Annotated in this window: 17 protein-coding genes and 2 pseudogenes; 10 read left to right on the forward strand and 9 right to left on the reverse strand. The window is 53.9% G+C overall.

Translation table 11 applies throughout. From position 1 onward, the window contains the following. Positions 1-285: 285 nt before the first annotated feature. Positions 286-1,272: a GNAT family N-acetyltransferase gene (locus tag MUN86_RS10900; protein ID WP_245125258.1), complete on the forward strand. Its 987-nt coding sequence runs from the start codon at positions 286-288 to the stop codon at positions 1,270-1,272. A 127-nt stretch (positions 1,273-1,399) separates the two neighbouring features. On the opposite strand, the gene MUN86_RS10905 is transcribed toward MUN86_RS10900, so the two are convergent. Then, the gene (locus MUN86_RS10905) at positions 1,400-2,488 is read right to left on the reverse strand and encodes an AI-2E family transporter (RefSeq protein ID WP_245125260.1); all 1,089 of its coding nucleotides are present in this window, start codon (positions 2,486-2,488) and stop codon (positions 1,400-1,402) included. A gap of 289 nt (positions 2,489-2,777) precedes the next feature. Here MUN86_RS10905 and MUN86_RS10910 point away from each other — a divergent pair, with 289 nt between their 5' ends. From MUN86_RS10910 to rplT, 8 genes and pseudogenes are all read left to right on the forward strand, one after another. Next, positions 2,778-4,703, forward strand: coding sequence for a DNA topoisomerase IV subunit B (locus MUN86_RS10910; protein WP_245125263.1), 1,926 nt, complete (start codon positions 2,778-2,780; stop codon positions 4,701-4,703). A gap of 658 nt (positions 4,704-5,361) precedes the next feature. Continuing rightward, positions 5,362-8,027 (forward strand): annotated as a pseudogene (locus MUN86_RS10915) (DNA gyrase/topoisomerase IV subunit A). Between the two features lie 226 nt (positions 8,028-8,253). Next, positions 8,254-9,120, forward strand: a complete 867-nt coding sequence (locus MUN86_RS10920) for a tetratricopeptide repeat protein (protein WP_245125267.1) — start codon at positions 8,254-8,256, stop codon at positions 9,118-9,120. Positions 9,121-9,237: 117 nt separating this feature from the next. Next, positions 9,238-10,374, forward strand: a complete 1,137-nt coding sequence (locus MUN86_RS10925) for a tetratricopeptide repeat protein (protein ID WP_245125714.1) — start codon at positions 9,238-9,240, stop codon at positions 10,372-10,374. A gap of 132 nt (positions 10,375-10,506) precedes the next feature. Then, on the forward strand, positions 10,507-12,456 hold the full coding sequence (gene thrS / locus MUN86_RS10930; protein WP_245125269.1) for a threonine--tRNA ligase: 1,950 nt from the start codon (positions 10,507-10,509) through the stop codon (positions 12,454-12,456). 252 nt (positions 12,457-12,708) lie between these two features. Further along, a pseudogene (gene infC, locus MUN86_RS10935) lies at positions 12,709-13,266 on the forward strand (translation initiation factor IF-3); the annotation flags it as partial. Between the two features lie 178 nt (positions 13,267-13,444). Then, the gene (gene rpmI, locus MUN86_RS10940; RefSeq protein ID WP_019946659.1) at positions 13,445-13,639 is read left to right on the forward strand and encodes a 50S ribosomal protein L35; all 195 of its coding nucleotides are present in this window, start codon (positions 13,445-13,447) and stop codon (positions 13,637-13,639) included. Positions 13,640-13,794: 155 nt separating this feature from the next. Beyond that, positions 13,795-14,139 carry a 50S ribosomal protein L20 gene (rplT, locus tag MUN86_RS10945; protein ID WP_245125272.1) on the forward strand — a complete coding sequence of 115 codons (345 nt, stop codon included), beginning with the start codon at positions 13,795-13,797 and terminating at the stop codon, positions 14,137-14,139. Between the two features lie 222 nt (positions 14,140-14,361). Here rplT and MUN86_RS10950 read toward each other — a convergent pair whose 3' ends face one another. The 7 genes from MUN86_RS10950 to MUN86_RS10980 form a co-directional block, all read right to left on the reverse strand. Further along, positions 14,362-15,321: a YitT family protein gene (locus MUN86_RS10950; protein WP_245125275.1), complete on the reverse strand. Its 960-nt coding sequence runs from the start codon at positions 15,319-15,321 to the stop codon at positions 14,362-14,364. 390 nt (positions 15,322-15,711) lie between these two features. Beyond that, on the reverse strand, positions 15,712-15,969 hold the full coding sequence (locus MUN86_RS10955) for a flavin-dependent monooxygenase (RefSeq protein WP_245125277.1): 258 nt from the start codon (positions 15,967-15,969) through the stop codon (positions 15,712-15,714). Then, a complete protein-coding gene (locus MUN86_RS10960; protein WP_245125281.1) occupies positions 15,960-16,868 on the reverse strand; it encodes an FAD-dependent monooxygenase in 909 nt (302 codons plus the stop codon). Before MUN86_RS10960 ends, MUN86_RS10955 begins: the two co-directional genes overlap by 10 nt. A 177-nt stretch (positions 16,869-17,045) precedes the next feature. Continuing rightward, on the reverse strand, positions 17,046-17,504 hold the full coding sequence (locus MUN86_RS10965; RefSeq protein ID WP_245125284.1) for a hypothetical protein: 459 nt from the start codon (positions 17,502-17,504) through the stop codon (positions 17,046-17,048). A gap of 302 nt (positions 17,505-17,806) precedes the next feature. Continuing rightward, entirely contained in the window at positions 17,807-18,337 is a 531-nt protein-coding gene (locus MUN86_RS10970; RefSeq protein ID WP_245125287.1) for an ion channel, read from the reverse strand. Positions 18,338-18,538: 201 nt separating this feature from the next. Continuing rightward, positions 18,539-19,285, reverse strand: coding sequence for an alpha/beta fold hydrolase (locus MUN86_RS10975; protein ID WP_245125289.1), 747 nt, complete (start codon positions 19,283-19,285; stop codon positions 18,539-18,541). A gap of 68 nt (positions 19,286-19,353) precedes the next feature. Continuing rightward, positions 19,354-20,367 (reverse strand): alpha/beta hydrolase, encoded by a 1,014-nt coding sequence (locus MUN86_RS10980; RefSeq protein ID WP_245125292.1) that lies wholly within the window; start codon positions 20,365-20,367, stop codon positions 19,354-19,356. Between the two features lie 212 nt (positions 20,368-20,579). Here MUN86_RS10980 and MUN86_RS10985 point away from each other — a divergent pair, with 212 nt between their 5' ends. Then, the gene (locus MUN86_RS10985) at positions 20,580-22,823 is read left to right on the forward strand and encodes a tetratricopeptide repeat-containing sensor histidine kinase (protein WP_245125294.1); all 2,244 of its coding nucleotides are present in this window, start codon (positions 20,580-20,582) and stop codon (positions 22,821-22,823) included. Between the two features lie 35 nt (positions 22,824-22,858). Here MUN86_RS10985 and MUN86_RS10990 read toward each other — a convergent pair whose 3' ends face one another. Next, entirely contained in the window at positions 22,859-25,381 is a 2,523-nt protein-coding gene (locus MUN86_RS10990; RefSeq protein ID WP_245125297.1) for a sigma 54-interacting transcriptional regulator, read from the reverse strand. Positions 25,382-25,477: the final 96 nt, after the last annotated feature.

Genomic DNA, 25,477 nt, shown 5'->3' on the forward strand with positions numbered 1-25,477 from the left:
GTTACGGCTAAGCTTACAACGTCGATATAAGTGGACCTGTCAGAAGAGGGGTGGTTGCTGGTCCGCACGATTAGCTCTACTTTTGAAGCCGATCTTTATCCCACTCAGCGCTCTGCGGGAGGTGCTAGTAGGTTTGCTATTTTTATTGCCTATGAAGGTTTCTCAAGTTCCGCTCCCCGTTCTGCCTTTGCTGGAGACGTTGCAAACTAGAGAAGTTCGTCCAGCCTATGTCGCCGCTGTGCGGAACGTAGCCGCATTGTTGCTCGTCGCGATATGAGAAGCCTTATGCTGCTTCCGCACACTATTCGGGTTGAAGCGTACACGCCGTCCCATGCCGCCGCCTGGGACGCATTGGTTGCTACTTCTGCCAATGGCCCCTTCCTGTTTGCTCGCCCGTTTATGGACTATCACCAAGACCGGTTCATCGACCAGTCTTGGCTAATCTGGCAAGGCACTAAGCTACGCGCCATCTTTGTTGCCGCCGTCGCCCGTGATACTACAACGCCTACCACGCTGGTTGCTCACCCCGGGCTTACCTATGGAGGCCTTGTGACGGTTGCTGGCGTGAAATACGCTGAGTTGGTGATTATGCTGGATTTATTGCGCTCGGCCTGGTGCACAGCGGGTTTTCAACAGTTGCTGGTTAGGCCCGTGCCTCGGGTATTCTGCCGGTTGCACTCCGAAAGCTTTCCTTTTTGGCTGCATCAGCAGGGAGCCGTGCTGAGCAACCGAGAACTTATTTCAGTGGTGGATTTGTCGCAGCCTGTACGCATCGGGACGTGGCGGCGTGGCAACTTGCGCAAAGCCCGTCGGCACGGCGTGGTGGTGCAGCAAGCTAGCGTGCAGGAATACGCCGCGTTTTGGCAATTACTCACCGCCAATCTGCTGGCAACCTACAATTGCCAGCCCGTGCACACCCTCGCCGAAATTAGCGGTTTGCGTGACCAAAACCCCGGTCATCTGGAATTGTGGGTGGCGTACGTAGGGGAGGAGATGGTAGCGGGCGTGCTGGTGTTTCAGGATATTCGACAGGGCTTTGCGCACACCCAATACATTGCGGGCAGCCCTCGCGGTAAACAAGTGGGAGCCGTCGATGCGGTGCTCACGCATCTTATCCAAGAGAAACCAGCTAGCTTCAAGCGCCTTTCGTTTGGTACTTCCACCAAGCAGGGAACAGGAACTGTAAACGCTGGCCTCTTAAATCAAAAAGAAGGCTTTGGCGCCACTACAGAGGTACTTGACACCTACTTGCTTGACTTGGGGAACAGTTGAACAGTGAAATAGCCCGCTCTATATCTAGAGTCGAAAACAATGAAGCCCTTGCTGTCAGGATAGGCAGCAAGGGCTTCGTTGTTTTCGGCTTAATCAGTACAGCAGGTAATCCGGCTATTGCACCGCTTTAGGAAGGTGCTCCTCGGAGTTTAGCCCACATTCGGCCAATGAAATTAGGCGTTTGGTTGGCTGGTTTCGTGGAGTCTTCGCCTTCGGCTGTGTCCCCAAGCAAGAAGCCCCAAGGCTCCGTGGTTTTATTGGAATCGAGTACGACTTTGATAACGGCCATCAGCGGAATGCTGAGAATCATGCCGGGCGTGCCCCACAGCGCGTTGCCCAAAATCAAAGCCAAGATGGCGGCCAGGGGGTTAATACTTACTTGGGAGCCCGTAATCATGGGGGTAATAAAGTTGCCTTCCAAGAACTGCACCGCCACAAAAACGCCTACCACGCCCGCCGCTTTCAGGGGCGAGCCAGTTTCCACCAGCGTAATGATAGCCGGCAGCGTGGCCCCGATCATGATGCCGATATAGGGAATGATGGCCAGCACCGAAGCAAAAATGGCAAAGAAGATGGCAAATTTCACTCCCAGAGCCAACAGCCCAATAGCATTGAGAATAGCTACAATGGCGATAACCTTCAGCAGGCCAGAAATGTAAGCCTGCACTACCGTTTGGATGCTGTCGACGGTATGCAGCACCGAAGTGCGCTTGTCGGGGGTCACAAAGCGGAACATGAATTGCCGTAGGTGGTCCCGATAAAGCAGCAAGCAGAAAATATAGATGAATACCTGCGCCAGATTACCTAACACCGCGGAGGTGGTATTCAGGGTAGTGCCCAAGTAAGAGCCGCCCGATTTCTTGAGCGCTTTAATTGAGGTGTCTTTTACTTCCTCTAGGCTCATGGGCTGGTAACCGAATTTCATGTGCGCCCATTGCTGTGCGTTGTTGAAAAACTCCATCAGCTTCACCTGCAGTTTGGGTATTTCATCCTTGAACTGCGTGAGCTGAGAGCCAAAACCGAGAACAACGCCCGCAAAAATCAATACTAGAAACAGCAAGCACAGAATAATGGCCCAAACCCGCCCGACGCGGTGGTCTTCCAGCCAGCGGCATAGCGGCAGCAGCAGCAACGCAAACAAGGCCGAAAAAACTAGTGGCAGCAGAATATCGTCGAGGACGCGCAATGCGTAAATCAGCAAAACACTCCCCAGCATGAAAAAGGCGAACTGTATGATGGGGGACTGCTTTACAGGAGCACTCACCTTTTGACTAGGTGGTGGTAAATGATGTTGAGTTGAGGGTGGTTGCATGTGCTAAAATTATTGGTAAGCGTCGGAGTTACGAAAATGCCTTTGCAGCTTTATTCTCTAAATTATTGGGGAACAAAGGCGCGTTAAGCGTGGTTGTGAACTACTATTTTGCTAACTTAGCTAGCGAAATTAAAGCGCAGAAACGGGTATTTTCTGCGTTATTTTACCTCGAATTCGATTACTGGTTATCCCGATGGCTGAACAAGAAGTACTCACTGCCCCCGTTGCCGTGCCCGACCACGGTTATACCGAAGACAGCATCCGGTCGCTGGACTGGCGCGAACACATCCGGCTACGGCCCGGCATGTACATTGGTAAGCTCGGCGATGGGTCTGCTTACGACGATGGCATTTATGTGTTGGTAAAAGAAGTTATCGACAACTCGATTGACGAGCACGTAATGGGCCACGGCCGCACCATCGACATCAAAATATCCGACCAGCGGGTACAGGTCCGCGACTACGGACGCGGCATTCCGTTGGGCAAGGTGGTCGATGTAGTAAGCAAGATTAACACGGGTGGCAAATACGACAGCAAAGTCTTTCAGAAGTCCGTTGGATTAAACGGGGTCGGCACCAAGGCGGTTAATGCGCTTAGCAATTACTTTTTGGTGCAGTCGGTGCGCGAGGGGTTGATGAAGTCGGCGGAGTTTTCTCAAGGCAACCTTGTGCAAGACCCAAAGCCGGTGAAAACCAGCCAGCGCAACGGTACGCTCATCACCTTCCAGCCCGACGATACGATTTTCCGCAACTACCGTTTTATTCCGGAGTACCTCGAAAATCAGATTTGGAACTACGTCTACCTCAACGCCGGGCTGACCATCAACTTCAACGGGCAGAAATACTACTCCGAAAGAGGGCTGTATGACTTACTTTCTCGCAAGATTGACGAGGAAAGCCGCCGCTACGGCATTGTCCATCTGAAAGCAGAGGACATCGAGCTGGCACTAACCCACGGCAACGACTACGGCGAAGAATATTACTCGTTCGTAAACGGCCAGTATACCACCCAAGGTGGTACGCACTTGGCGGCCTTCCGTGAGGCAGTGGTGAAAACTCTGCGCGAGTTCTATAAGAAAGAGTACGATGCTGCCGACATCCGAGGCTCTATTGTGGCCGCTATTTCAGTGCGAGTGCAAGAGCCAGTGTTTGAGAGCCAAACTAAAACCAAACTTGGTTCGATGAACATGGGTCCTGATGGCCCAACGGTGCGTGGCTTTATCTTGGACTTCGTAAAGGAGCACCTCGATAACTACCTGCACAAGAATCCTCTTACCGCGGAAGCCCTTCGCAAGCGCATCGAGCAGAACGAGCGGGAGCGGAAGGACATGGCCGGCGTAAAAAAGCTAGCCAACCAACGCGCCAAGAAAGCCAACCTGCACAACCGCAAGCTCCGCGACTGCCGCTTCCACCTCGGCGAAGGCAAGCAGGAGCAAGAAGCTTTAACCACGCTCTTCATTACGGAGGGTGACTCGGCTTCGGGTTCCATCACCAAGAGCCGCAACGTAGAGACGGAAGCGGTGTTTAGCTTGCGCGGTAAGCCCCTAAACTGCTTTGGGCTAAAGAAGAAGATCGTCTACGAAAACGAGGAACTGAACTTGCTTCAGCATGCTCTCAACATCGAGGAAGGCATCGAGGGCCTACGCTACAACCGCGTAGTAGTAGCCACCGACGCCGACGTAGATGGCATGCACATCCGCTTGCTGCTTCTCACGTTCTTCCTGCAGTTCTTCCCCGACTTGGTGCGCAATGGCCACGTATTCATCCTGGAAACACCGCTCTTCCGCGTCCGCAACAAGAAAACCACCATCTACTGCTACAACGAGCAGGAGAAGCAAAACGCCATGCGCCAGTTGGGTCGCAACCCCGAGGTGACGCGCTTCAAAGGCTTAGGCGAGATTTCGCCCGAGGAGTTTGGCAAGTTCATTGGCGACAACATCAAGCTTGAACCGGTGATTTTGCAATCAGACCGTAGCATCCAGCAGGTGCTCAACTACTATATGGGCAAGAATACGCCTGCCCGTCAGGAATTTATCATCGAAAACCTGCGCTTGGAAAAGGATTTGGTGACTTCTGATGTGCTGCCTGTAGCCGAAGTAGCAGAAGAAGATTTGGCTTAACGATAGTTAGCAGCAACCATAGGTGTTGCCTACACTTAGCCGCCCCGGCAGAACGATTTTACCCTCTGGTAAGGTTGTTTTGCCGGGGCGGTCTAGTGACGGAGGTTTCTGTAGTGCAGGTGCCACTGTATTTACCACCTAACCCGGCTTGTGCTAACGAGAGAAAGCTCGAGAGCAGACGGAACTATATTAGCAAATCTAATTGCTAACTATATTGGTAAAATTTTTATGAGTCTTACTCTGTTATTATTTCAATTAGGCTTAAAAAGACTGAATTGCTCAGCCATTACAGTTTGTAATAACTAAAAAAATTAGGAACTTTGAGGAAGGCGCTGTCGCTTATGCATAGTGGCATTCTGCCTAACTAGCGGTACTTTTGACGATTCTTCGTATGTTTTCTTCTGCTGACCAATCCCTACTGTCTGTGGTCAACCCCGATTCTCCCGAACACGATGTACCCGCCGAACTCTTCAGTCCCGGCGACACCATTGATTTAACTAGCGACGCTGCGACTGGCAGCACCGAGTCTGACGATGAGTTGCAGCTGGAAATGGCGGCCGTCGAGACCGAGCCGGCAACGCAAGAAATTCCGGTAACCGAAGAGGAGCCGAAGTTTGCGCCCGGCGAAACCATTCACGATGTCGCCACCGTGAATGGCATGTACCAGAACTGGTTTCTGGACTATGCTAGTTATGTGATTCTGGAGCGGGCCGTGCCGGCCATCGAAGACGGACTGAAGCCCGTGCAGCGCCGCATTCTGCACGCCATGAAGGAGATGGACGATGGCCGCTTCAACAAGGTAGCCAACGTCATCGGCCAGACCATGCAGTATCACCCCACGGCGATGCCTCTATTGGCGACGCCATGGTGAACCTGGGGCAGAAAGATCTACTGATTGAAACGCAAGGAAACTGGGGCGACATCCGCACCGGCGACGGTGCCGCCGCGCCGCGTTACATCGAAGCCCGCCTGAGCAAATTTGCTCTCGACGTGGTTTTCAACCCCGACATCACGGAGTGGCAAATGAGCTACGACGGTCGGAAGCGCGAGCCTACCACACTGCCCGTGAAGTTTCCGTTGCTGCTCGCGCAGGGCGTAGAAGGCATTGCCGTAGGCTTGAGCACCAAGATCATGCCTCACAACTTCCGCGAGTTGTGCAAAGCCAGCATCGACGTGCTCCGGGGTCGCGACATTCAGCTTTTCCCCGATTTCCCAACCGGGGGGCTCTGTGATGTAAGCAACTATAATTCCGGTCAGCGCGGTGCCAAAATTCGGCTGCGCGCCACCATCGAGAAGGTTGACAAGACCATGCTCGTCATCCGCGACATTCCGTACGGCACCACCACCACGGCGCTGATGGAAAGCATCGTGAAGGCCTCGGAAGCCAACAAGATCAAGATCCGGAAGGTGGTCGACAATACAGCCGCGGCGGTGGAAATCCAGGTGCACCTGCCCACGGGCGTGTCGCCGGACTTGACCATGGATGCGCTGTACGCCTTCACCGACTGCGAAATTAGCATCTCGCCCAATACGTGCGTTATCATTGAGGATAAGCCGCGCTTTGTGGCCGTGGAAGATATGTTGCGCCTTAGCACCCAAAAAACGGTGCGCTTGCTGGAGCGGGAGTTAGAAATCCGGCAGGAGGAGCTACAGGAGAAGTGGCATTCGGCTTCGTTGGAGAAAATCTTCATTGAAAATCGTATCTACCGCAAAATCGAGGAGTGCGAGACGTGGGAAGATATATTGGCTACCATTGATGCTGGCTTGAAGAAATTTGTGCGTGTGGAAGGGGACAAGCCCAAAGCCAACGACACGCGCCTCGTGCTACGCCGCGCTATCGAGGAAGATGACCTCACCCGTCTCACCGAAATCCGCATCAAGCGCATCAGTAAGTTCGACGGTTTCAAGGCTGAGGAATACATTCAGAAGCTGGAAACCGAGTTAGCTGAAGTAGCCGACCATTTGGCCAACATCACGCGCTACGCCATCCACTATTTCGAGGGCTTGCTAAAGAAGTACGGCCAGAACCGGGAGCGAAAAACGCAACTGCGCACTTTCGACGTGGTAACGGCTCAGAAGGTGGCTGTGGCTAACCAAAAGCTCTACGTAAACCGCCAAGACGGTTTTGTGGGCTACGGCCTCAAGAAAGACGAATTTGTGTGCGACTGCTCGGACCTTGATGACATCATTGCCATCAAGCGCGACGGCACGTTCATGGTGACCCGTATTGCCGAGAAGACTTTTGTAGGCAAAGACATCCTGCACGTTGGCGTCTACAACAAAAACGACGACCGATTGGTGTACAACATGGTGTACCAGGACGGTACTTCCGGCATCAGTTTCGCCAAACGTTTCCTGGTTACGGGCATCACCCGCGACAAAACCTACGACCTCACCAAAGGTACCAAGGGCACGAAAACGCTCTATCTTACGGCCAACCCCAATTCGGAATCCGAGGTAGTTAACATCCTGTTGGCCGACAAAGCACCGGCTCGGGTGAAGCAATTTGATTTCGACTTTGCCGAGCTGGCCATTAAAGGCAAGGGCTCGATGGGTAACATCGTCACGAAGCAGCCCATCAAGAAAATCACTCAGAAGAGCCTCGGTGACTCGACGTTGGGTGGGCGCGAAGTCTTCTTCGATTCGGTAGTGGGTCGTCTCAACACCGCTGGCCACGGCCGTTACCTCGGCACTTTTGATACCGACAATACCATTCTGGTAGTGTACAAGGATGGAAGCTACGAGCTTACGCCGCCTGATCCTGCCATCCACTTCGATGTGCCCAATATTGTGCTGCTCCGCAAGTTCGAGCCAGAAACAGTGCTTAGCACGGTGTACATAGAAGGTGAAACGAAAACGCACTATGTCAAGCGCTTCCGGATTGAAACTAGCACAATAGCCAAGCGTTTCATCTTCATTGCTGAAACCAAGGGCTCGAAACTACTGTGCGCCACCTGCCACGGCGAGCCGCAGGTGGAAATCAAGCTGCAGCGCGATAAGAAAGCCGACAAGGAAAACGAGAAGCTTCATCTCCATCAGTTCATCGACGTGAAAGGATGGAAGGCGATGGGCAACAAGCTCAACTACTACAAGATCCACGCCCTTACATTACTCACCGACGAAGGCCCTGAGCCGCAACGCCGCGAAGTAGCCAAGAAGCGTGGTCCAGCCACCTTGCCACGTACCGGCGCGTCCGAAGAAGGCAGCGACGAGTCGAGCGCACCCCTTCCAGAACTAACCGGCCCCGTAGATATTTCGGCCGATGAAGTAGCGCAAGCGCAAGCCATCCTCAAGACGCCGAAGTCGCAGTTGAAGCTGTTTTAACCCTAGCAAAACGCCCCACCAAATCTTGGTGGGGCGTTTTGCGTTCGTGGTACGAACAAGTAAAGTCAGGATACTTTTAAATCTTACAGCGAAAAGCAACCTGAACTACTGCCGGCTTATCTGCAGTTGTGCTACCGTTCTCCCACATGCCAGAATAGCCTATAATTCATTTCAGGGCCTTTTTATCTGGTGTAAAAGCCGCAGTTTTGTGGGCTTGTCTGTTGTCATGAAGTTGCTGGGTCGCTTGTGTGTACTGGTGTTGCTGACGTGCCTTTGGGTTGCGCCAGCAGATGCGCAGTTCCGTAGAACAAAGCCCAAACCTGCGCCTCCAACTGAAACACCTCTTTCTATCGAGCTAACCAAGCTATTAGCTGAAGCAAAGTCGTTGCAGGCGCAATACAAAGAATCGGAGGCGCTAGCCAGATACGAGTTAGTGTTAGCAAAAGCGCCTGCCACGTACGAGGCGCTCTGGCGAGCTGCTGTTTTGAGCGTGCGCATTGGCTCGCGCTATACCGATGAAACCCGAAAAATTGCTTATTTCTCGGCGGCCCGGCTCTATGCCAGTCGAGCTTTAGTAGTACGGCCGGAAGGAGCCGAGAGCAATTATGCTGAAGCTTTAGCACTGGCCAACCAAGCGACGCTCCTTACAGCCCGTGCTCGGCTGCTGGCCTACCGCGAAATGCGGCCGTATATCTTCAAAGCAGTAGCAGTTCGTCCCGACTTTACGGATGCGTTACAACTACTAGGGCGCTGGCACTTCCGCGTCGATCACTACAATATTCTTGAACGAATTTTCAGCCGGCTTTTCTTAGGTGGAACACCCGATGAAGCAAGCAGTAATGCCGCTATCGAAGCCCTCACGCGGGCGCATGAGTTAGAGCCTCAGCGTATTCAGTTTGCCTATGATTTAGCGCGTATTCACATAGCCGAAAAGCACCGTACCCGCGCCATAGCGGTTTTGCAAGACGCCATAGAAATTACGCCCGTCACGGCTGAGGAACTGGAAATGAGTCGGCGCTGCCGCAAGCTTCTCATTCAACTCAACCGAAAAATGCTGAAGCAAGTCCATAGTCACCTGCGGGAAATAGAATGACCTGTAGTAGATATTTTATGAACTCAACTTGCTTAGGTAAAAGCGGCCCATTGGGGTTTAGAAAACCTTACTCCTTGTCAATCTTTACCTTTGCACACTACTTGTAGGTTGAAACTCGTGTTCGTGGCTTTTTTGCGTCCTTTCTTACTTTGGGTACCTGCTTTAGGGCTGCTGGCCACGGCCTCCTGCACCACCGCGTCCAGTGAAGAGCAGCCCGAAACTATGGTCAACTTGACCACGGTGCAAAGTGGCCCTAAGATTCAGGCCGAGGAGCTAGACGGAGCTATCAGCCGCCAGCCACGCAATGCTTCTCTGTACGCGCGCCGGGCTGCGTTTCGCCTTGATGCCGGTCAAATTGAGCCGGCCATGAGTGATATCAACACGGCACTTGACCTTGACGATACGCCCGGCGAGTTTCACTTCACTAAAGCGCGCGCCCTCCGGGCGCAAGGCAAATACGAGGCCGCCCTCGACGCCGCCGATGTGGCTTCACAACACGGCTACGCTTCGCCAGAATTGAACTTGCTAGTTGGCGAAACGCACCTTGCCTCTCGCCACTACCAAACCGCCATCGACTACCTCGACCGGGCGCTACAGCAGGAGCCTGACCACACAGCCGCTTTGTTTTACAAGGGCGTGGCTTATGTAGGGCTCCAGGATACCGTGCAGGCGCTTGATTATCTGCGAGCGAGCTTGGCCCGTGACCCTCGCCAACCGGAGACATTACATCAGTTGGCTTTTCTTTCAAATGCTTTCCGGCAGCCCGCCATTGCGGCCGTATATGCTGCCCGAGGCTTGCGGCTGGCGCCCAACTACGGCCCCCTCTTGTACGACTACGGCCGCCAATTCGAGTTGCAGAATATGCCCGACAGCGCCACGCGCATCTATACCCGGGTCGTGCAGCTCGACACCACGTTCTACCGCGCCGACTACCGCTTGGCGCTGGTGGCTTACGAAAAGCGCAAATACGCTGATGCTGTTCCGCACCTTCAACGGGCTCTACGCCGCGCCCCCCGATTGCAAGGCGCGCGGCAGATGCTGGGAGAGAGTTTGGAGAACTTAGGTCGCTACGAAGAAGCCACGGAGCAATATCGTTTTCTTGTAGCCGAAAATCCAGGTAACCGCCACTGGACCTATAAAGTGTGGAAAGTAGGCAACCGCGCCCGCGGCATCATCGTCGACGAAACACCCCGCCGCGCAGCTGCGCCAGAAGAGCGTATAGAGCCTATTTCGGTTTTGCGTCCGCGATTGTAAGCTCAAACCAAAAGGTGTACTAACTAGCTTGATGGACTTGTAAGCCTCTTTAATTGCTCAGCAATCCAACCTTTCCAGCATTAAGTCTAACTTGCAGGCTCACGCTGTTTGTATAGCTAAATTTTCTAATTCATGATTGACATCACGCTCCCCGATGGCTCGGTGCGCCAGTTTGTAGATGGCGCCACGGGCTTTGATGTAGCATCTAGTATCAGTGAGGGCCTGGCCCGTAATGCGTTAGGCGTCCGCGTCAATGGTGAGGTCCGCGACCTGCACCGCCCTATCGGCCAGAATGCCAACCTGGAAATTCTCACTTGGAACGACCAAGACGGCAAAGCCACCTTTTGGCATTCCTCGGCGCACTTACTAGCCGAAGCCCTCGAAGCCCTGTATCCGGGCGTGAAGCTTGGTATTGGGCCAAGTATTGAGAATGGCTTCTACTACGACATCGACCTAGGCGAAGGCCGAACTATTTCTAGCGAAGACTTTCCCGAAATCGAGAAGAAGATGCTGGAATTGGCCAAAAAGAAAAGCCAGTACGAGCGCAAGGAAGTAAGTAAGGCCGATGCCATTGCCTACTTCACGGAAAAAGCTGATCCTTACAAACTCGACCTGCTTGAGCGTTTAGAAGATGGTTCCATCACCTTCTATACGCAAGGTGACTTCACGGACCTTTGCCGCGGGCCGCACATCCCCGATACGAGCCCTATCAAAGCTGTTAAGCTACTCAACGTGGCTGGTGCGTACTGGCGCGGCGACGAAAAGAACAAGCAGCTCACGCGCATCTATGGCATCACCTTCCCGAAAGCCAAAGAGCTAACCGAATACCTGGAACGGCTAGAGGAAGCCAAGCGCCGCGACCACCGCAAGCTGGGCAAAGAACTAGAGCTGTTTACGTTCAGTGAGAAAGTAGGAGCGGGGCTGCCCTTGTGGTTGCCTAAAGGCACGTTGCTGCGCGAGCGGCTCGAGCAGTTTCTGCGCCGGGCCCAAGTGAAAGCGGGCTATCAGCCCGTTGTGACGCCCCACATTGGAGCCAAGGAACTGTACGTGACCAGCGGCCACTACGAGAAGTATGGTGCTGATTCGTTCCAGCCCATCAAGACGCCAAACCCGGGCGAGGAGTTCTTCCTCAAGCCGATGAACTGCCCGCATCACTGCGAGATTTACAAGTCCAAACCCCGCTCGTACCGCGACTTGCCCGTCCGGTTGGCGGAGTTTGGTACAGTGTACCGCTATGAGCAAAGTGGCGAACTACATGGCCTAACGCGGGTGCGTGGCTTCACGCAAGACGATGCCCACATCTTCTGCCGGCCAGATCAAGTAAAGGAAGAGTTTACCAAGGTTATTGATATTGTCCTTTACGTACTTAAGGCACTAGATTTCCCTGATTTCACCGCTCAGATTTCACTACGCGACCCGGAGAATAAGGCCAAGTATATTGGGTCTGACGAAAACTGGGTACGAGCTGAAACAGCTATTCAGGAGGCGGCCGCTGAGAAAGGACTCAACACAGTAACCGAGCTCGGTGAGGCTGCCTTCTATGGTCCTAAGCTCGACTTCATGGTGCGTGATGCTCTCGGCCGCAAATGGCAGCTAGGCACCATTCAGGTTGACTACAATTTGCCGGAGCGCTTCGAGTTGGAGTACGTAGCTTCCGACAATTCTCGGCAGCGCCCCGTCATGATTCACCGGGCGCCGTTTGGCTCGCTGGAGCGTTTCGTGGCTGTGCTAATCGAACACTGTGGTGGCAACTTTCCACTCTGGCTCTCGCCCGAGCAATTTGCGGTGCTCCCGATTTCCGAGAAGTACCACGACTATGCCCAGCAGATCCACGACACGCTCGTGCAAGCCGAGCTACGCGGCACGGTAGACCACCGCGACGAGAAAATCGGCCGCAAAATCCGGGATGCCGAGGTGTCGAAGGTACCGTACATGCTGATTGTAGGGGAGAAGGAACAGGAAAACGGCATTGTTTCAGTTCGTAAGCACGGCGAAGGCGACATTGGCTCGATGCCAATTGCCGACTTCATCAAAAGCTTCCAGACCCAGGTGGCTGACATGATGGACGGCAAAACCGCTTAATCTTCAATCAGTAGCGTTTTTAGCAGAACCTTATGGGCGGTTGAATGCTTAAACAAAAGCAGTCATTGCCCGTAAGGCTGTGCTAGCAACTGACCCGCTCCTTTTTCTGAGGCTTAATGGCAATTTTATATAGCCTTTTTTGAGCGTTTGGAAAAAATGGCGGATATTTGCTCGCTGATTGAACCCATTGAGCTAGTCTCATGTCATTTCAGTCTTAGAAAAGTATTTAGCTCACCCTTAAGAGAACCAGCCATAGCTACCCCTAATCGCCGCTATATTCCTCGCGCTCAGGTCGAGGAGCCGTTTAAAATCAATCAGAAGATTACGGCTCGGGAAGTGCGCCTCGTCGGTGACAACATCGAACAAGGCATCTATTCAATTGATCAAGCCCGGCGTTTTGCGCAGGAGCAGAACCTCGACCTTGTTGAGATTTCGCCCACTGCGGTTCCGCCTGTTTGCCGCGTCATCGACTACTCGAAGTTCAAGTACGAGCAGAAGAAAAAGACCCGCGAACTGAAAGCCAAGCAAACCAAGGTTATCCTGAAGGAAATCCGTTTCGGACCCAACACCGACGACCACGACTTTGCTTTCAAGCTGAAGCATGCTCAAGAATTCCTGAAGGAAGGTGCCAAGATCAAGGCGTACGTGCATTTCGTAGGTCGTAGTATCGTCTTCAAGGAGCGCGGTGAGATTTTGCTGCTCAAGTTTGCACAGGCCTTGGAAGACCTCGCGAAAGTAGAGCAACTCCCCAAGCTGGAAGGCAAGCGCATGTTCCTTTATCTAGCTCCCAAAGCAGTTGCACCCGCTAAGCCCAAGCCAGCGGGGCTCCTGCTCCCAAAGAAGCCAGCAAGGACAAAGCAACTCAGCCTGCTCCAAAAGCAGCTACCGAATAACAAGCTTTTTCAATGGCTTCGGCCATTTTGTACGCTGGCGCCCCGGCCCTAGGCAGCCGACCGCCGCAGTTTTTTCACTTTTTACCACCTCCACAATGCCGAAAATGAAGACCAAGTCCGGCGCCAAAAAGCGTTTCACGCTGACCGGCACGGGCAAAATCAAGCGTAAGCACGCTTTCAAAAGCCACATTCTGACTAAAAAGACGACCAAGCAGAAGCGTAATCTTACGCACGTTACCTTGGTAAGTTCGGCGGACATGAACCGTGTGAAAGACATGCTTAACATGTAATTGCTGAATCGTTGGTAGTTGCGCTTTGTCCTGAATAGGAAGTTGCAACCATCAACACATAGCAATTACTCATTCAAAATTTAAACCAGGCGTCCGGCTAAAAACAAAGACAAGGCAAAACGCTCTGTCGCCGACCGCCAAAAAACAAACAGGTTATGCCAAGAAGTGTCAACCACGTGGCTTCGCGCCACCGTCGGAAAAAAGTAATGCGTTTGGCGAAAGGCTATTTCGGCCGTCGCAAGAACGTTTGGACCGTTGCTAAAAATGCCGTTGAAAAAGGTCTGCTGTATGCTTACCGCGACCGTAAGACCAAGAAGCGCGAGTTCCGCGCCCTCTGGATTCAGCGTATCAATGCTGGCGCTCGTGAGCACGGCTTGTCGTACTCGCAGTTGATGGGCGGCCTGAAAAAAGCAGGTATCGACCTCAACCGCAAAGTATTGGCTGATTTAGCTTTGAACCACCCCGAGGCTTTCCGTGGCATTGTGGAGAAAGTTAAGTAGTCAGATTTCTGATTATGGTTTACAAAAGAGCCTGACCAACGGTCAGGCTCTTTTTGTTGGTAGATGTGTAAGTGCCTATAAGCAACTTAAACGGGATGTTTCAGTAATCACCTACTTGGAATAGCTTGCAAACTTATGTGGGGTACCTAGCCTGTAAACTTTGAGGCTGATGTGGCCTATACTCATAGATTAATGATAGCCAACTATTTGCTCCAACCAGGCTTAATCGTGCAGAGGGCGTTTTTTGAGCATGCCTCCGACGGCATCATCCACACTCTGCTGAACTAAGAAAGCTTGAGAGTCAAGCCGCTTCACTTCTTCTCGTAACTTGGGTAGTTCCAATCGAGTGACCACTGTGAAGATGATATTAATTTCCTCGCGGTGCTCACCACGCTTGCCAAAGCCACTCTGCCCTTTATACACGGTTACTCCCCGCCCCATATTATGGGTGATGACATGCCGAATCTCGTCGCTGCGCGTGGAGATGATAGTTACGCCTGTATACTGCTCGATGCCGTTGAGAAGGAAATCTAGGGTTTTGGAGGCTGCTGCGTATGTCAAAATGGAGTAGAGGGCTTGTGTGACTCCGAGCACGAAGGCGGCGGCCCCAAAAATGAAAATGTTCATCAGTAAAATGATGTCACTTACTTTCAGCAATGGGGTATGGCGGTTGATGAGTAAAGCCAATATCTCGGTCCCATCGAGAACAGCCCCGCCACGCATTGCTAGCCCGATGCCTGCTCCAAGGAAAACGCCACCGAATACGGCTGTCAACAACAAGTCGGGCGTGATATTAGGGTAGGGTACCACTTCCAAGCACAGCGCTAGGCCACCAATAGCCGCTGCACCTTTTAGGGCAAATTGTCCACCCATTTGCCGGTAGCCAAGGAGTAGGAAAGGAATATTGATAAGTAGCAGTCCGTACGAAAGGGGCAGTTTGAGAGTAGCCGACAGTAACATGGCGATACCCGTAGCACCTCCATCGATGAAGTGGTTGGGGAGCAGGAATGACTTCAACCCCATCCCGGCCGACAATATGCCTGCCATCACGAAAGAGGTGTTTACTAGCGCCGCAAAAAAGCGTTTCCAGGACTGAACTGAGATAGAGGATGCAGAAGAGCCATAGGCTGTGGTTTGCGTGGGAGCACGTTTCTTCAGGAGCAAAAGTTGTTGGAACAGCATAGACGAAGCAATTACTGAGCTACCACAATACCTACCTGCTGACGTACCCTTCAAAACCGGTCATCTGACTTGCTGCCGGAAGGCAGCTTCTCTTCCACCAAGTTGCGCTTCAGAAGATTAGGGTAAAGCAATATAGCTTTTTGCTGCAGCCTTACCTACTTGAATTTTAGATGTTTCATTTTGCTTGTTGCCAAGGATTAACGACTATTATTTCCTTGTTTAACAAGTACTTAGGATATAATCAGGATGGCTTATCATCCGACGCTTTGTCTCCGTCTGAGCATCGTCTAGAGTGAAGCCCGGTCTCGTTTATTCGCCATTACGGAAGCGGCATTTGTGTAGTCAGTGCCTTGACGAGCCTCAAGAGGGTGAAGAATACAGGATTTGGACTTATTCTTTACTGCCTTCTTCGTAGAGCCAAGCCATCTGGCTCCGGCTGACGACGTCTGGTAGGAAACGCATAGCCGTGTTGCGTATGCTGGTCAGCAACGGGTTTTCCCACTGGCCCACGCGGCCTAGCTGCCAAGATGTTCGCACGATGCGGGTTGTACGGGGTAGGCGCCGCTTTTCGAAGCGGCGGAAGGCTTCAGTTATTGCCGATGTGTGGCGCAGGCAGCTCGCCAATTCTGCCGCGTCTTCTATGGCCATACCGGCGCCCTGGCCCAGGTTGGGCGTAGTAGCGTGGCCTGCATCCCGAGCAGCAGCACACGGCCGAAAGCTAGCTGACGTAGGGGCTTAAGATCCAGAATATCGTTCCAAAGTACCTGTTCGTTGCGCGTGAGACCAAGCAGAGCAGGTACGGGTGCCGGAAACGAGTGAAATGCATGCTGTAACTCGGCCACTTGAAATGCGCGAAACTTGGGGTTCTGCGGGGCCGGGCTGTTGAGACAGGCAAACCAGTACACTTGGCCATTTCCTACGGGCACGTAGCCAAAACGCCGGCCCTGGTCTCCCCATACTTCCCCTGATTCGCCCTCTGGGAGTTCTAGCTGGGCGGCTTCTACCACAGCTCGCCAGCAAGTGTAGCCTGCATAGCGCGGCTCGGTCGTTGGCAGCAATTGCCGACGCACACGAGAACGGATGCCGTCGGCCCCAATCAGGAAATCAGCGTGAGTGGTGGTACCGTCTGTGAAAAAAGCCTCCACACCGGTGGCGGTTTGCTGGAAGCTTTCAAAGGGCTTGCCTAGAATAAGTGTGTCGGTTGGCAGCTCCTGGAGCAATGCCTGCTGAAGCGCTGCTCGGTGAATGCCCACATTATCGAACCCTAAGGCTCGGGTGAATACGGAGGTATCTGCGTTCTGCAACAAGCGGCCTTTCTGATCGAAGAGCTTGAGTGAGGTAACTGCAGAACCGTGGGGGCGCACCGCCTCGTGGAGGCCGAGCTGCTGCAAGGCGCGCATAGCGTTGGCGCCAAGCACAAGGCCAGCGCCTACTTCGCGCAATACTGGGGCCGCTTCGTACACCTGTACCGAATGGCCAAGCCTGAGCAAACCATGCGCAGTAGCCAAGCCACCTAAACCCGCGCCAATAACAAGGAAATGTGCCATAAATTACTTGGATGGCTTAGTGCTACTACTGTTGCATGCCATCAAGCAAAGAACGAAATAAGCGCAGGAAGGAAAGGTGTCAGCGAGCTTGGCTAGCAACTATCAATACCTAGACTGCAGTACTTAGTGGCAGGTCAACTGGAACTGAACACACAATCGGGAACTAATTATTGTGTTTCACTGACCTTGGAACATATTAGGCTGCCGACGGTAGAAGCGGTGGGCCCCCAAGGCAATTGGCAACCCGATGCACACAATGATAACAAGCAACTCCACTGCCGCATGCCCGAGGCGAAAGGGCGCAGCCGGTACGCGAGAGGCTGGCACAACCAGCATGTTCATCACTAGCCACACAAAAGTGCCGTAAAGCAAACCGACCAGCACAGGATGCAGTGAGGGACGCCAACGCGGGTAGAGCCATAGAAAGAAAAAGGCAGTGAAGAGGAAGGCGATGCTGTAGTGCAGCACTAAACCCCACACGGCCATTCCCGCGCCACCCGTTAGGGCCTGCGGGCCCCACAGGCCGCTGGCCACGTAGCGCAACACGTTTAGCGGCGAGCGGCCTGTAGTCAGGTAATATTTGCTCAGGGCCGTGGTAATATCCAGGGTGCCGGCGACCAACGCTGTGCCAATCAAAGCCCGGCCCAGACCGGGGATAAGGAAGTAGCCATGGGGGTAGGGGTGGGATAAGGGAAAGGAATGTCGCTGTCACTCAGTTACTCAGACCAAGATACATTCCTGTGCTATCCGTTCTACCAAAACAATACATTGAAAAGTATAAGAGCAGCTAATGCCCTCAAATCAAGAGGTGCTGCCAATCAAGTAGTTGCCATACCACAATGCTGGTTCTTGTTTTTGCGCCGCCTACATGAAAGCAAGTAGCGCTAAACATAGTTGGTAGTGCGTTAAGCGAATCTGGCTATTCGCTATTCGGTTGTTCACTCTTCGGCTTTGCGACTAAATAAGGCCTGCAAATAGCTCACGTTGGCAATGAGGAGAACCGTAGTAAAGTACGAAACCACCATTTCGCCCATGGCGCAGATCTGGGCCGCTGGGGAGGTTGGGTGAATATCGCCTACGCCCGCGGTGGTGTACTTGCCGAGGCTGAAGTAAAGAAACGTCAATAGAAGCTCCGCGTGGCTTTTGCGGTCAGCAGGTAAGTGGAAGGCGGCAGCGTTGATTTGGTACAGGTAGTAGTAGTCAAGCGCAAACGATAAGACAATCAGCAATACCTGTAGCACCAGAAAGCTCATCAGGTATCGGCGATGGAAAGGCGAGGAGACGGTCTGCTGAATCCAGTGCAATGTGGCAAACAGAAAACACGCTACTTTGACCACCGTCATAAGCAATACCAATCCTGTATCAACGCCCGGGCTATCAAACTTGATTAGGCCGAAGAGGTACAGCAGGCTGCTTCCCAAGAGTAAGGCTGCGAAAGGCACGGCGGCCCGCACTAGATGGAACTGCATATGAATTTAACAGAGGGTAACGTGAAGCGGGGCTAAGTAAGCGCTGGATTCTTAGCCCCGCAGTTTCTGCTTTTTTAAGACCGGGGACGCCATTTGAACGATAAACAGGGCATCAGGCAGGCTATCGGCCGGACCGTAAAAGCGAAATCCACTCCTAAGATTACATATCCTAAGAGTGGATTTCAGATGAACAGTAACAGTTTACCTCGCGGCTACTATACTGGCTCCAGCTTTGCTAGCTGCTTCCATAATAACGGCCGCTACTTTTTCCGGCTGAGCTAGCATGGCCACGTGGCTGGTGGCTAGCGTGGTGGTTGTGGCATTCATTTTCTTGGCTAGAGTGCGCTCCAGGTCCGGGTTAATCATGCGGTCATTGGCGGCTACTACGTACCAAGATGGTTTGGTTTTCCAGGCGGCCTGCGTGATTTTCTCTTTCAGGGCCGAAAACGCCTGGGGCCCCTGGGTGGCGATAAGCACCTGTTGTTCCGTTGAAGTTAGGTCCTGCGCGAAATCTTCTATAATTCCCTTGGGCGTCATGCTCACAAAGCCCTGGGCATCAGGACGGATTTCGTCGTTGCCGGGCGTTGCCGCCGCAGTTTGTACCAGATCCAAAAACGACTGGCCTTCGTCGGGAGCCGCGGCAGCCACGTACACCAGGCCCGTTACTTTGGAGTCGTTGCCGGCTTCGGTGATAACTACGCCACCCCAAGAGTGGCCAACCAGCAGCACTGGGCCATCTTGCAAGGCAATGGCCCGCTTGGTTGCCGCCACGTCGTCGCCAAGCGAAGTCAACGGGTTTTGAACAGCCGTGACGTGGTAGCCTTGGGCTTGTAGCAGCGGAATAACTTTGCCCCAACTCGTGCCATCGGCCCAGGTACCGTGTACGAGTACTATGTTTTTGATGCCGGTGGCGGAAGCAGTTGACTCATCCATGGGAGTGTTGGCCATGAGTAGGCCGGTTATAGTGTCGATGAGGATGTAAGAGATGAGTTGAATGCTAGTGACCCACGAGGGTGCTAAGCGCCGAGATACTTCCGCAGCTCGGCGGCGGCCTGCCGAATGTGAGACTTCACTTGCGGCAATTCGGCCAGGCCATTGAGCAAGCCGAAATCGTGAATCATGCCGTTGTAGCGCACGGTCGTGACGGTCACGCCAGCCTCGTCGAGCTTACGGCCGTAGGCTTCGCCCTCGTCGCGTAGCACATCGGCTTCGGCTACTTGAATGAGAGCGGGCGGCAAACCTTGCAGTTGCTCTAAAGTGGCATTCAGCGGGGAGGCATAAATTTGCGCCCGCTCCGCGGGGTCGGTGGTGTAGAGGTCATACATCCACTTCATCAGCGAAGTGGTCAGGAACCGGTCCTGGCCGTAGCGCTGGTAGGATTCCGTATCGAAGTTGGCATCCACGATAGGCCAAAACAGAACCTGGAGCTTGATGTGCGGGCCGCCCTTCTCTTTAGCTTGCAGGCAGGTAACGGTGGTCATGTTGCCGCCCACACTGTTGCCTACCACGGCCAGGTTTTTACCGTCGACGTTGATGTCGGTGCCGTGCTCGGCTACCCACTTGGTGGCGGCGTAGATTTCATGAATGGCCTGCGGATACTGCGCATCTGGCGTGGGCGTGTAGTTCACAAACACTGCCGCGTAACCCGACTCTACTACCAGGTCGCGCACCAAGCGCTGGTGAGTGGGGAAGTCGCCGAGCACCCAACCGCCCCCGTGAATGAAGACGAACACAGGTAGCACCGTATCGGCAGTACCCGTGGGGCGCACGATGTGCAGCGGCACCGTGTAGCCGTCCTGCTCAATGGTTTTCTCGGCTACTTCGATGCCTGATAAATCGACCTGCACCGACGCCTGCGCACCGACCAGCACCTGGCGGGCGTCAACCGGCGACAGAGTTTCTAGGGGTGGCCCGCCCGCGCCGTTTAGAGCTGCCAGAAACGTTTTTACTTCCCGCGAAATAGCTGGGTCGGAGGCGACGGGTAAGGCGACGGATACTTGGTAGGGCGCTTCGGAAGTTGTGCTACTCATGGCGTTGAGGCGTAAAAATGACGTCGATGCTCCCGTTCGGGAGACAGGCGGAGTGCCTGATTGACGGCACAAACGTAGCGGGCACCACTGCCCGGCAAAAGGTATAAATCATGCATTCCGTGGTATTTTTTGTGCATCGGCTGCTGCTCTGCAAAACAGGCCATTCCAAGAGGCAGTACCTTGCAGGGGCTTTGCCACCACACCCTTGTTATATGAAGCGTCTGCTGCTGTTGCTGCTTTGCGGGTTCTGGTTTACCAGCCAAGCCGAACCGCTGTATCCACTGCTTGACAGCGCCGCGGTGGCTAGATTGTACACGCAGTTGCGCCAGAGCCAACCCGATACCAACCGCGTGCAGCTTCTGCTACAATTGGGTACCGATGTGCTAGACCGGAGCGAAGAGCTTGACGTCGATTTCAAACCAGCTTGGAGCTTTTATCGGCAGGCCCAAGCCCTAAGCGCGACGCTCCACTACCAAACCGGGCTCATCAGCTGCCTTTATATGCGGGGCCGGCTGCAAAGCATTGCTTCCGCCGATACCAGCGGGCTCTCTAGTATCCGGCGGGGCATCAAGCTCAGCCAACAGCAACACCGTTCACGCTTGGAGGCATTGGGTTGGTTTCACCTCGGCAATTCCTACCCCCGCGTAGCCTACTACCTCCCGTTGAGCATTGCCTGCTTCCAGCGGGCTGGCAACTTATATCGGCAACTTGGCCGCCGGGGCGAAACAGCCTACATGCTCAAGCAAGTGGCCGATATGCACCTGTTGCAAGGCAACTCGGTGCAGGCGCTGAAAGAATTGGAGCAGGTAGTACCGTTGTACAAGGCGGCAGGCTACCGTAAGCTGCATTACTCCTACGACCTGTTGCTGGCGGCCAACCGGCAGCTGGGCAACTACAAAGAGGCGCTACGCTACGGTCTGGCTACCATCGAGACTGCGCAAGCCACCCACGACACCATTTCTATTGAGGGGTTCTACTCGAGGGTGGCCGCCCTCTACAACGAGCTGGAGGAACCCGATAAGGCCCTCCACTACTACCAGAAAGCGTTGCGCAACAATCAATTGACGCATTCCTCCGAGGTGGCAACGGCGGGTGACATTGCCAACGTCCTGGTCAAGCAGGGAAAGCCTCAGCAGGCCCTCAACTTTTATCTGCGCACCACCAAGGGCAAAACGGGCCTTGAGCAGAGGGCCCATGCCCAGCGTTTGGCCACCTTGTATGTGGCCCTAAAGCAGTACCCGCAGGCGGAGCAGCAGTATGCAAAAGTACTGGCGCTGTCGAAAAGCAAGCCGACCAGCGACATGAGCCGCATGTACCTCAACCAGACACTAGGGCAGTTTTACTTGCTTACCAAGCAGCACAGCAAGGCCCGCTGGTATTTTCAGCAGGCCCTTCAGGAAAGTGAGCATAGCGGCTTTCTGGTCGGAACGTCGCGTCTGCATCTGCTCTTGTTCCGCGTTGATTCCGCTCAGGGCAACTTCCCGGCCGCCATTGCGCATTACCAGCGCTACAAGCTGCTGACCGACTCGGTGTTTAATGAAAAGAAAAACAAGCAGCTGGCAAGCCTGGAAATTCAATACGACACGCGCAAAAAGGAGCAGAACATTGCCTTGCTCACCAAACAAACCCAGGTGCAGCAAGCGCGCCTCCGCCAACGCGAGTTTCAGCGCAATGCCTTACTTGTTGGAGCCGTGCTGCTGACACTGGTGCTGGGGTTGGGCTATAACCGCTACCGGCTCAAGCAGCGCAGCAACCAGCTTCTGGAAGAGAAGCAAGCGGAAATCAATCAGCAAAATCAGGCGCTTCAGCACTTGTTGAAAGAGAAAGACTGGATGCTTAAAGAGATTCACCACCGCGTCAAAAACAACCTGGAGATGATCAACAGCTTGTTGGAAACGCAGTCGGATTATTTGCGCGATCCTGCGGCGGTGGCAGCCCTGCGGGAAGGCCAAAATCGAGTGCATGCCATGGCCCTGATCCACCAAAAGCTCTACCAAGCCAACAACCTGACCTTGGTGGATATGCAAGGCTACATCCGCCAAATCGCGGAACACTTGCTGGACTCGTTTGACTGCCAGGAAACCGTGCAGGTGCAGCTAGCAGTAGATCCGGTCGAGTTGGAAGTAACGCTGGTGACTCCGCTGGGTTTGATTATCAACGAAGCCCTGACCAATGCACTCAAGTATGCGTTTCCAAACCAGCAGCCCGGCACGGTGGCAGTGGCGCTAGCAGCACTAGGGCAAGGACGATTTCGTTTAACCATCGAGGACGATGGAGTGGGCTTTCCGGCGGGCTATGACCTGGAACACGGCTCCACAATGGGACTTACCATCATGCACGGGCTGAGCGAGCAACTAGATGGCACCTTACGCATCACCCAGACCCGAGGCGTGCGCATCCGCCTTGATTTCGAGGCCATAACCAGCCCCACGCCCGCCAAGCCGGTTACAGTGTAAGGCTCAACGCCCGTCTTTCTTTTAGTGTCTCCTGATTACTTCATGGGGGTGATTTGGAGCTTTTTCATGCGCGACTCCAACGTAGTGGGCTTGAGATTTAGCAATTCTGCCGCCCCGCCCTGCCCGCGGATTCGGTTGTTGGATTGCGCTAGAGCCGCCAAGATTGTTTCGCGCATGGCTTCTTGCATCGGCTTTACGGTCCCGGTTGCAAAAGCCGAGGACGGTAGTGGGCTGGCTACGAGCGGTTCATTTAATTCGAGGGTCGTCGAGCGAGCCATGATAGCGGCTCGTTCGAGCACGTGTTCCAGTTCGCGGATATTGCCGGGCCAAGTGTACTGCTGCAGTTGCTGGCGCATGGCGTTCGAGAGCCCGGTGAGCGGCTTGCCCAGCTTTTTGCTGATTTTCTGCATGAAATAAGCCGTAAGCGGCAAAATGTCTTCCGGCCGTTCGCGCAAGGGCGGTACCAGCACCGGAAACACGTTGAGCCGGTAGTAGAGGTCGGCGCGGAAACGGCCGGCAGCTACTTCCTCGTGTAAATTGCGGTTGGTGGCCGCAATAATGCGCACATCTACCACTATCGGGCCTTTGCCGCCAAGGCGCTCGATTTCCTTTTCCTGAATAACGCGTAGCAGCTTGGCCTGTAGTTCTAGGGGCAACTCCCCAATTTCGTCGAGGAAGATGGTGCTACCGTGGGCCAGCTCGAATTTGCCGATGCGCTTGTCTGTGGCGCCGGTATAGCTACCTTTTTCGTGGCCAAACAACTCGGATTCAATCAACTGCGGAGGCAGCGCCGCGCAATTCACTTTCACCATCGTGCGCCCTTTGCGTTTCGACAGGTTGTGCACGGCCCGTGCAATCAGTTCTTTGCCCGTGCCCGTCTCGCCGGTTACCAGCACCGTATAATCGGTGGGAGCTACTTGAGCTATGCTGCCAAGCACGGCCAGTAGTGCCGGGCTGGTACCCACAATTTCCTCGAAATTGTGGCTGGTTTTGATTTCCTCGCTCAGGTAGGTTTTCTCTTGCTCTAGCTGTTCGCTCAATAGTTTGATGCGCTCGAAGGCCAGCAAATTTTCCAGCGCCAACGCCAGCTCGTAATTCAGGCTTTGCAAGGTTTGCAAGTCTTTCGGAGTGAAAGCATAGGCGGCCTTGCTCGCTACCACCAAGGCCGCCACCGTCTGCCCTTTGATGATAATGGGCACGTACATCGACGACTGCAATCCTAGTTGCGCTCCGTACAGTTGCGCCACCAAGTTTCTGCCCTGCACCTCAACCGCCTGCCGCCCCACGTTCAGGGTTGGCTGCACCAGCCAAGACTCCATAGCCGCCACTTGTTGCTGCCACTCAAGCGGGGAAATGGTGGCCGGCAGCCTGATTTCATCTTCAGACAGAGGTACGTAAATGCCGTCCTTTTTTTGAACGGTTATGTCGAAAGGGGTGCCTCCTAGCACTCGTCCCACGCGGTAAACACTCAGCAAATCAATGCCAGGCAGCACGTCGTTGATGGCGGCGGCCACTTGCGGGGCTATTTCTACCATGCTTTTACCGTTCTGAAACGCGCTGGCTAAGGCCAATTCCGCTGTTTTCAGCCGCCGCCGCGCGTCTATTTCTTCGCAGGCCAGCAGGTTATCGAGGGCCAAGGCAATCTGCGAAATAACTAGGCTAATGGCTTCGTAGTCGGCGGGCGAAAAGCCGTTGGAGTCGGTGCGGGCCAGCTGCAGATTCGTAAACGAGCGCCGTTTCAGCACCACAGGTAGTACCAGCAACGATTGCACGCCGAACGTATCGTGAATGGCCCGTGCCGTCAGGTACTTGGCGCACAATTCTTGGAAGGCTTCGCCTGTGAAAATGCCTGGCTGCTCGCCTAGCTGGTCGGGGGTTTCTTGCGTGAGTTTCTCCAACAGCTCATCGGAAGCATTAGGGCCTAGCAGCACCGGCAAATGAATGCGCTCGAACGTACCCAAGGCTGTTTTGCGCAGCATCACCCAATAAAACGACTGCTCCTCGGGCAAGGCGATGCGCAGGTTCAAAAAGGAAAAAGGCACCAGCTTATCGAGCTGGGCGGCAATGGCCAAGCTAAGTTGGTCACGGTCGTGCAGGGTGATGATGGCGTTGTTGACAGCCACTTGGATTTGCTGCTGCTGCCGCAGTTTAGCTTCCTCGCTGTGGGCGTGGCGGTATCGGGCAATTTCCAGCGTCGAGAGGACGTCTTTGGCGCGAAACGGCTTGTTGAGGAAGCCAAACGGCTGGGTCACTTTCGCCGCCTCTAGCACGCTATCCGACAAGTTAGCGGATAGAAAAACGAAGGGAATCTGCTGCTTGTTCAGCCACTGCGCCAGGTCGATGCCCGTCTGCTCTCCTTTTAAAAATACGTCCAACAGCACGATATCGGGGGTGGCCTGCGCTAGCAATAGCTGGGCTTCGGCCACCGTCTTGGCTAAGCCTGTAACCTGATAGCCGGCCTTAGTTAGAATGCGCCGCAAGTTGTTGGCAATCAGAAACTCATCTTCTACAATTAGAATGCTGGCCGTAGTGGCGAGTTCATTATCAAATACAGCCATAGGACAACGAAATAGCCGATGCGAAGCTACGCGGATGACTTTTCTGCGAAGGTACGATATGGCTCCTCGGACTCCGATACTGCCTCCGAAATATCG

The organism is Hymenobacter volaticus (assembly GCF_022921055.1).
GTDB classification, from domain to species: domain Bacteria; phylum Bacteroidota; class Bacteroidia; order Cytophagales; family Hymenobacteraceae; genus Hymenobacter; species Hymenobacter volaticus.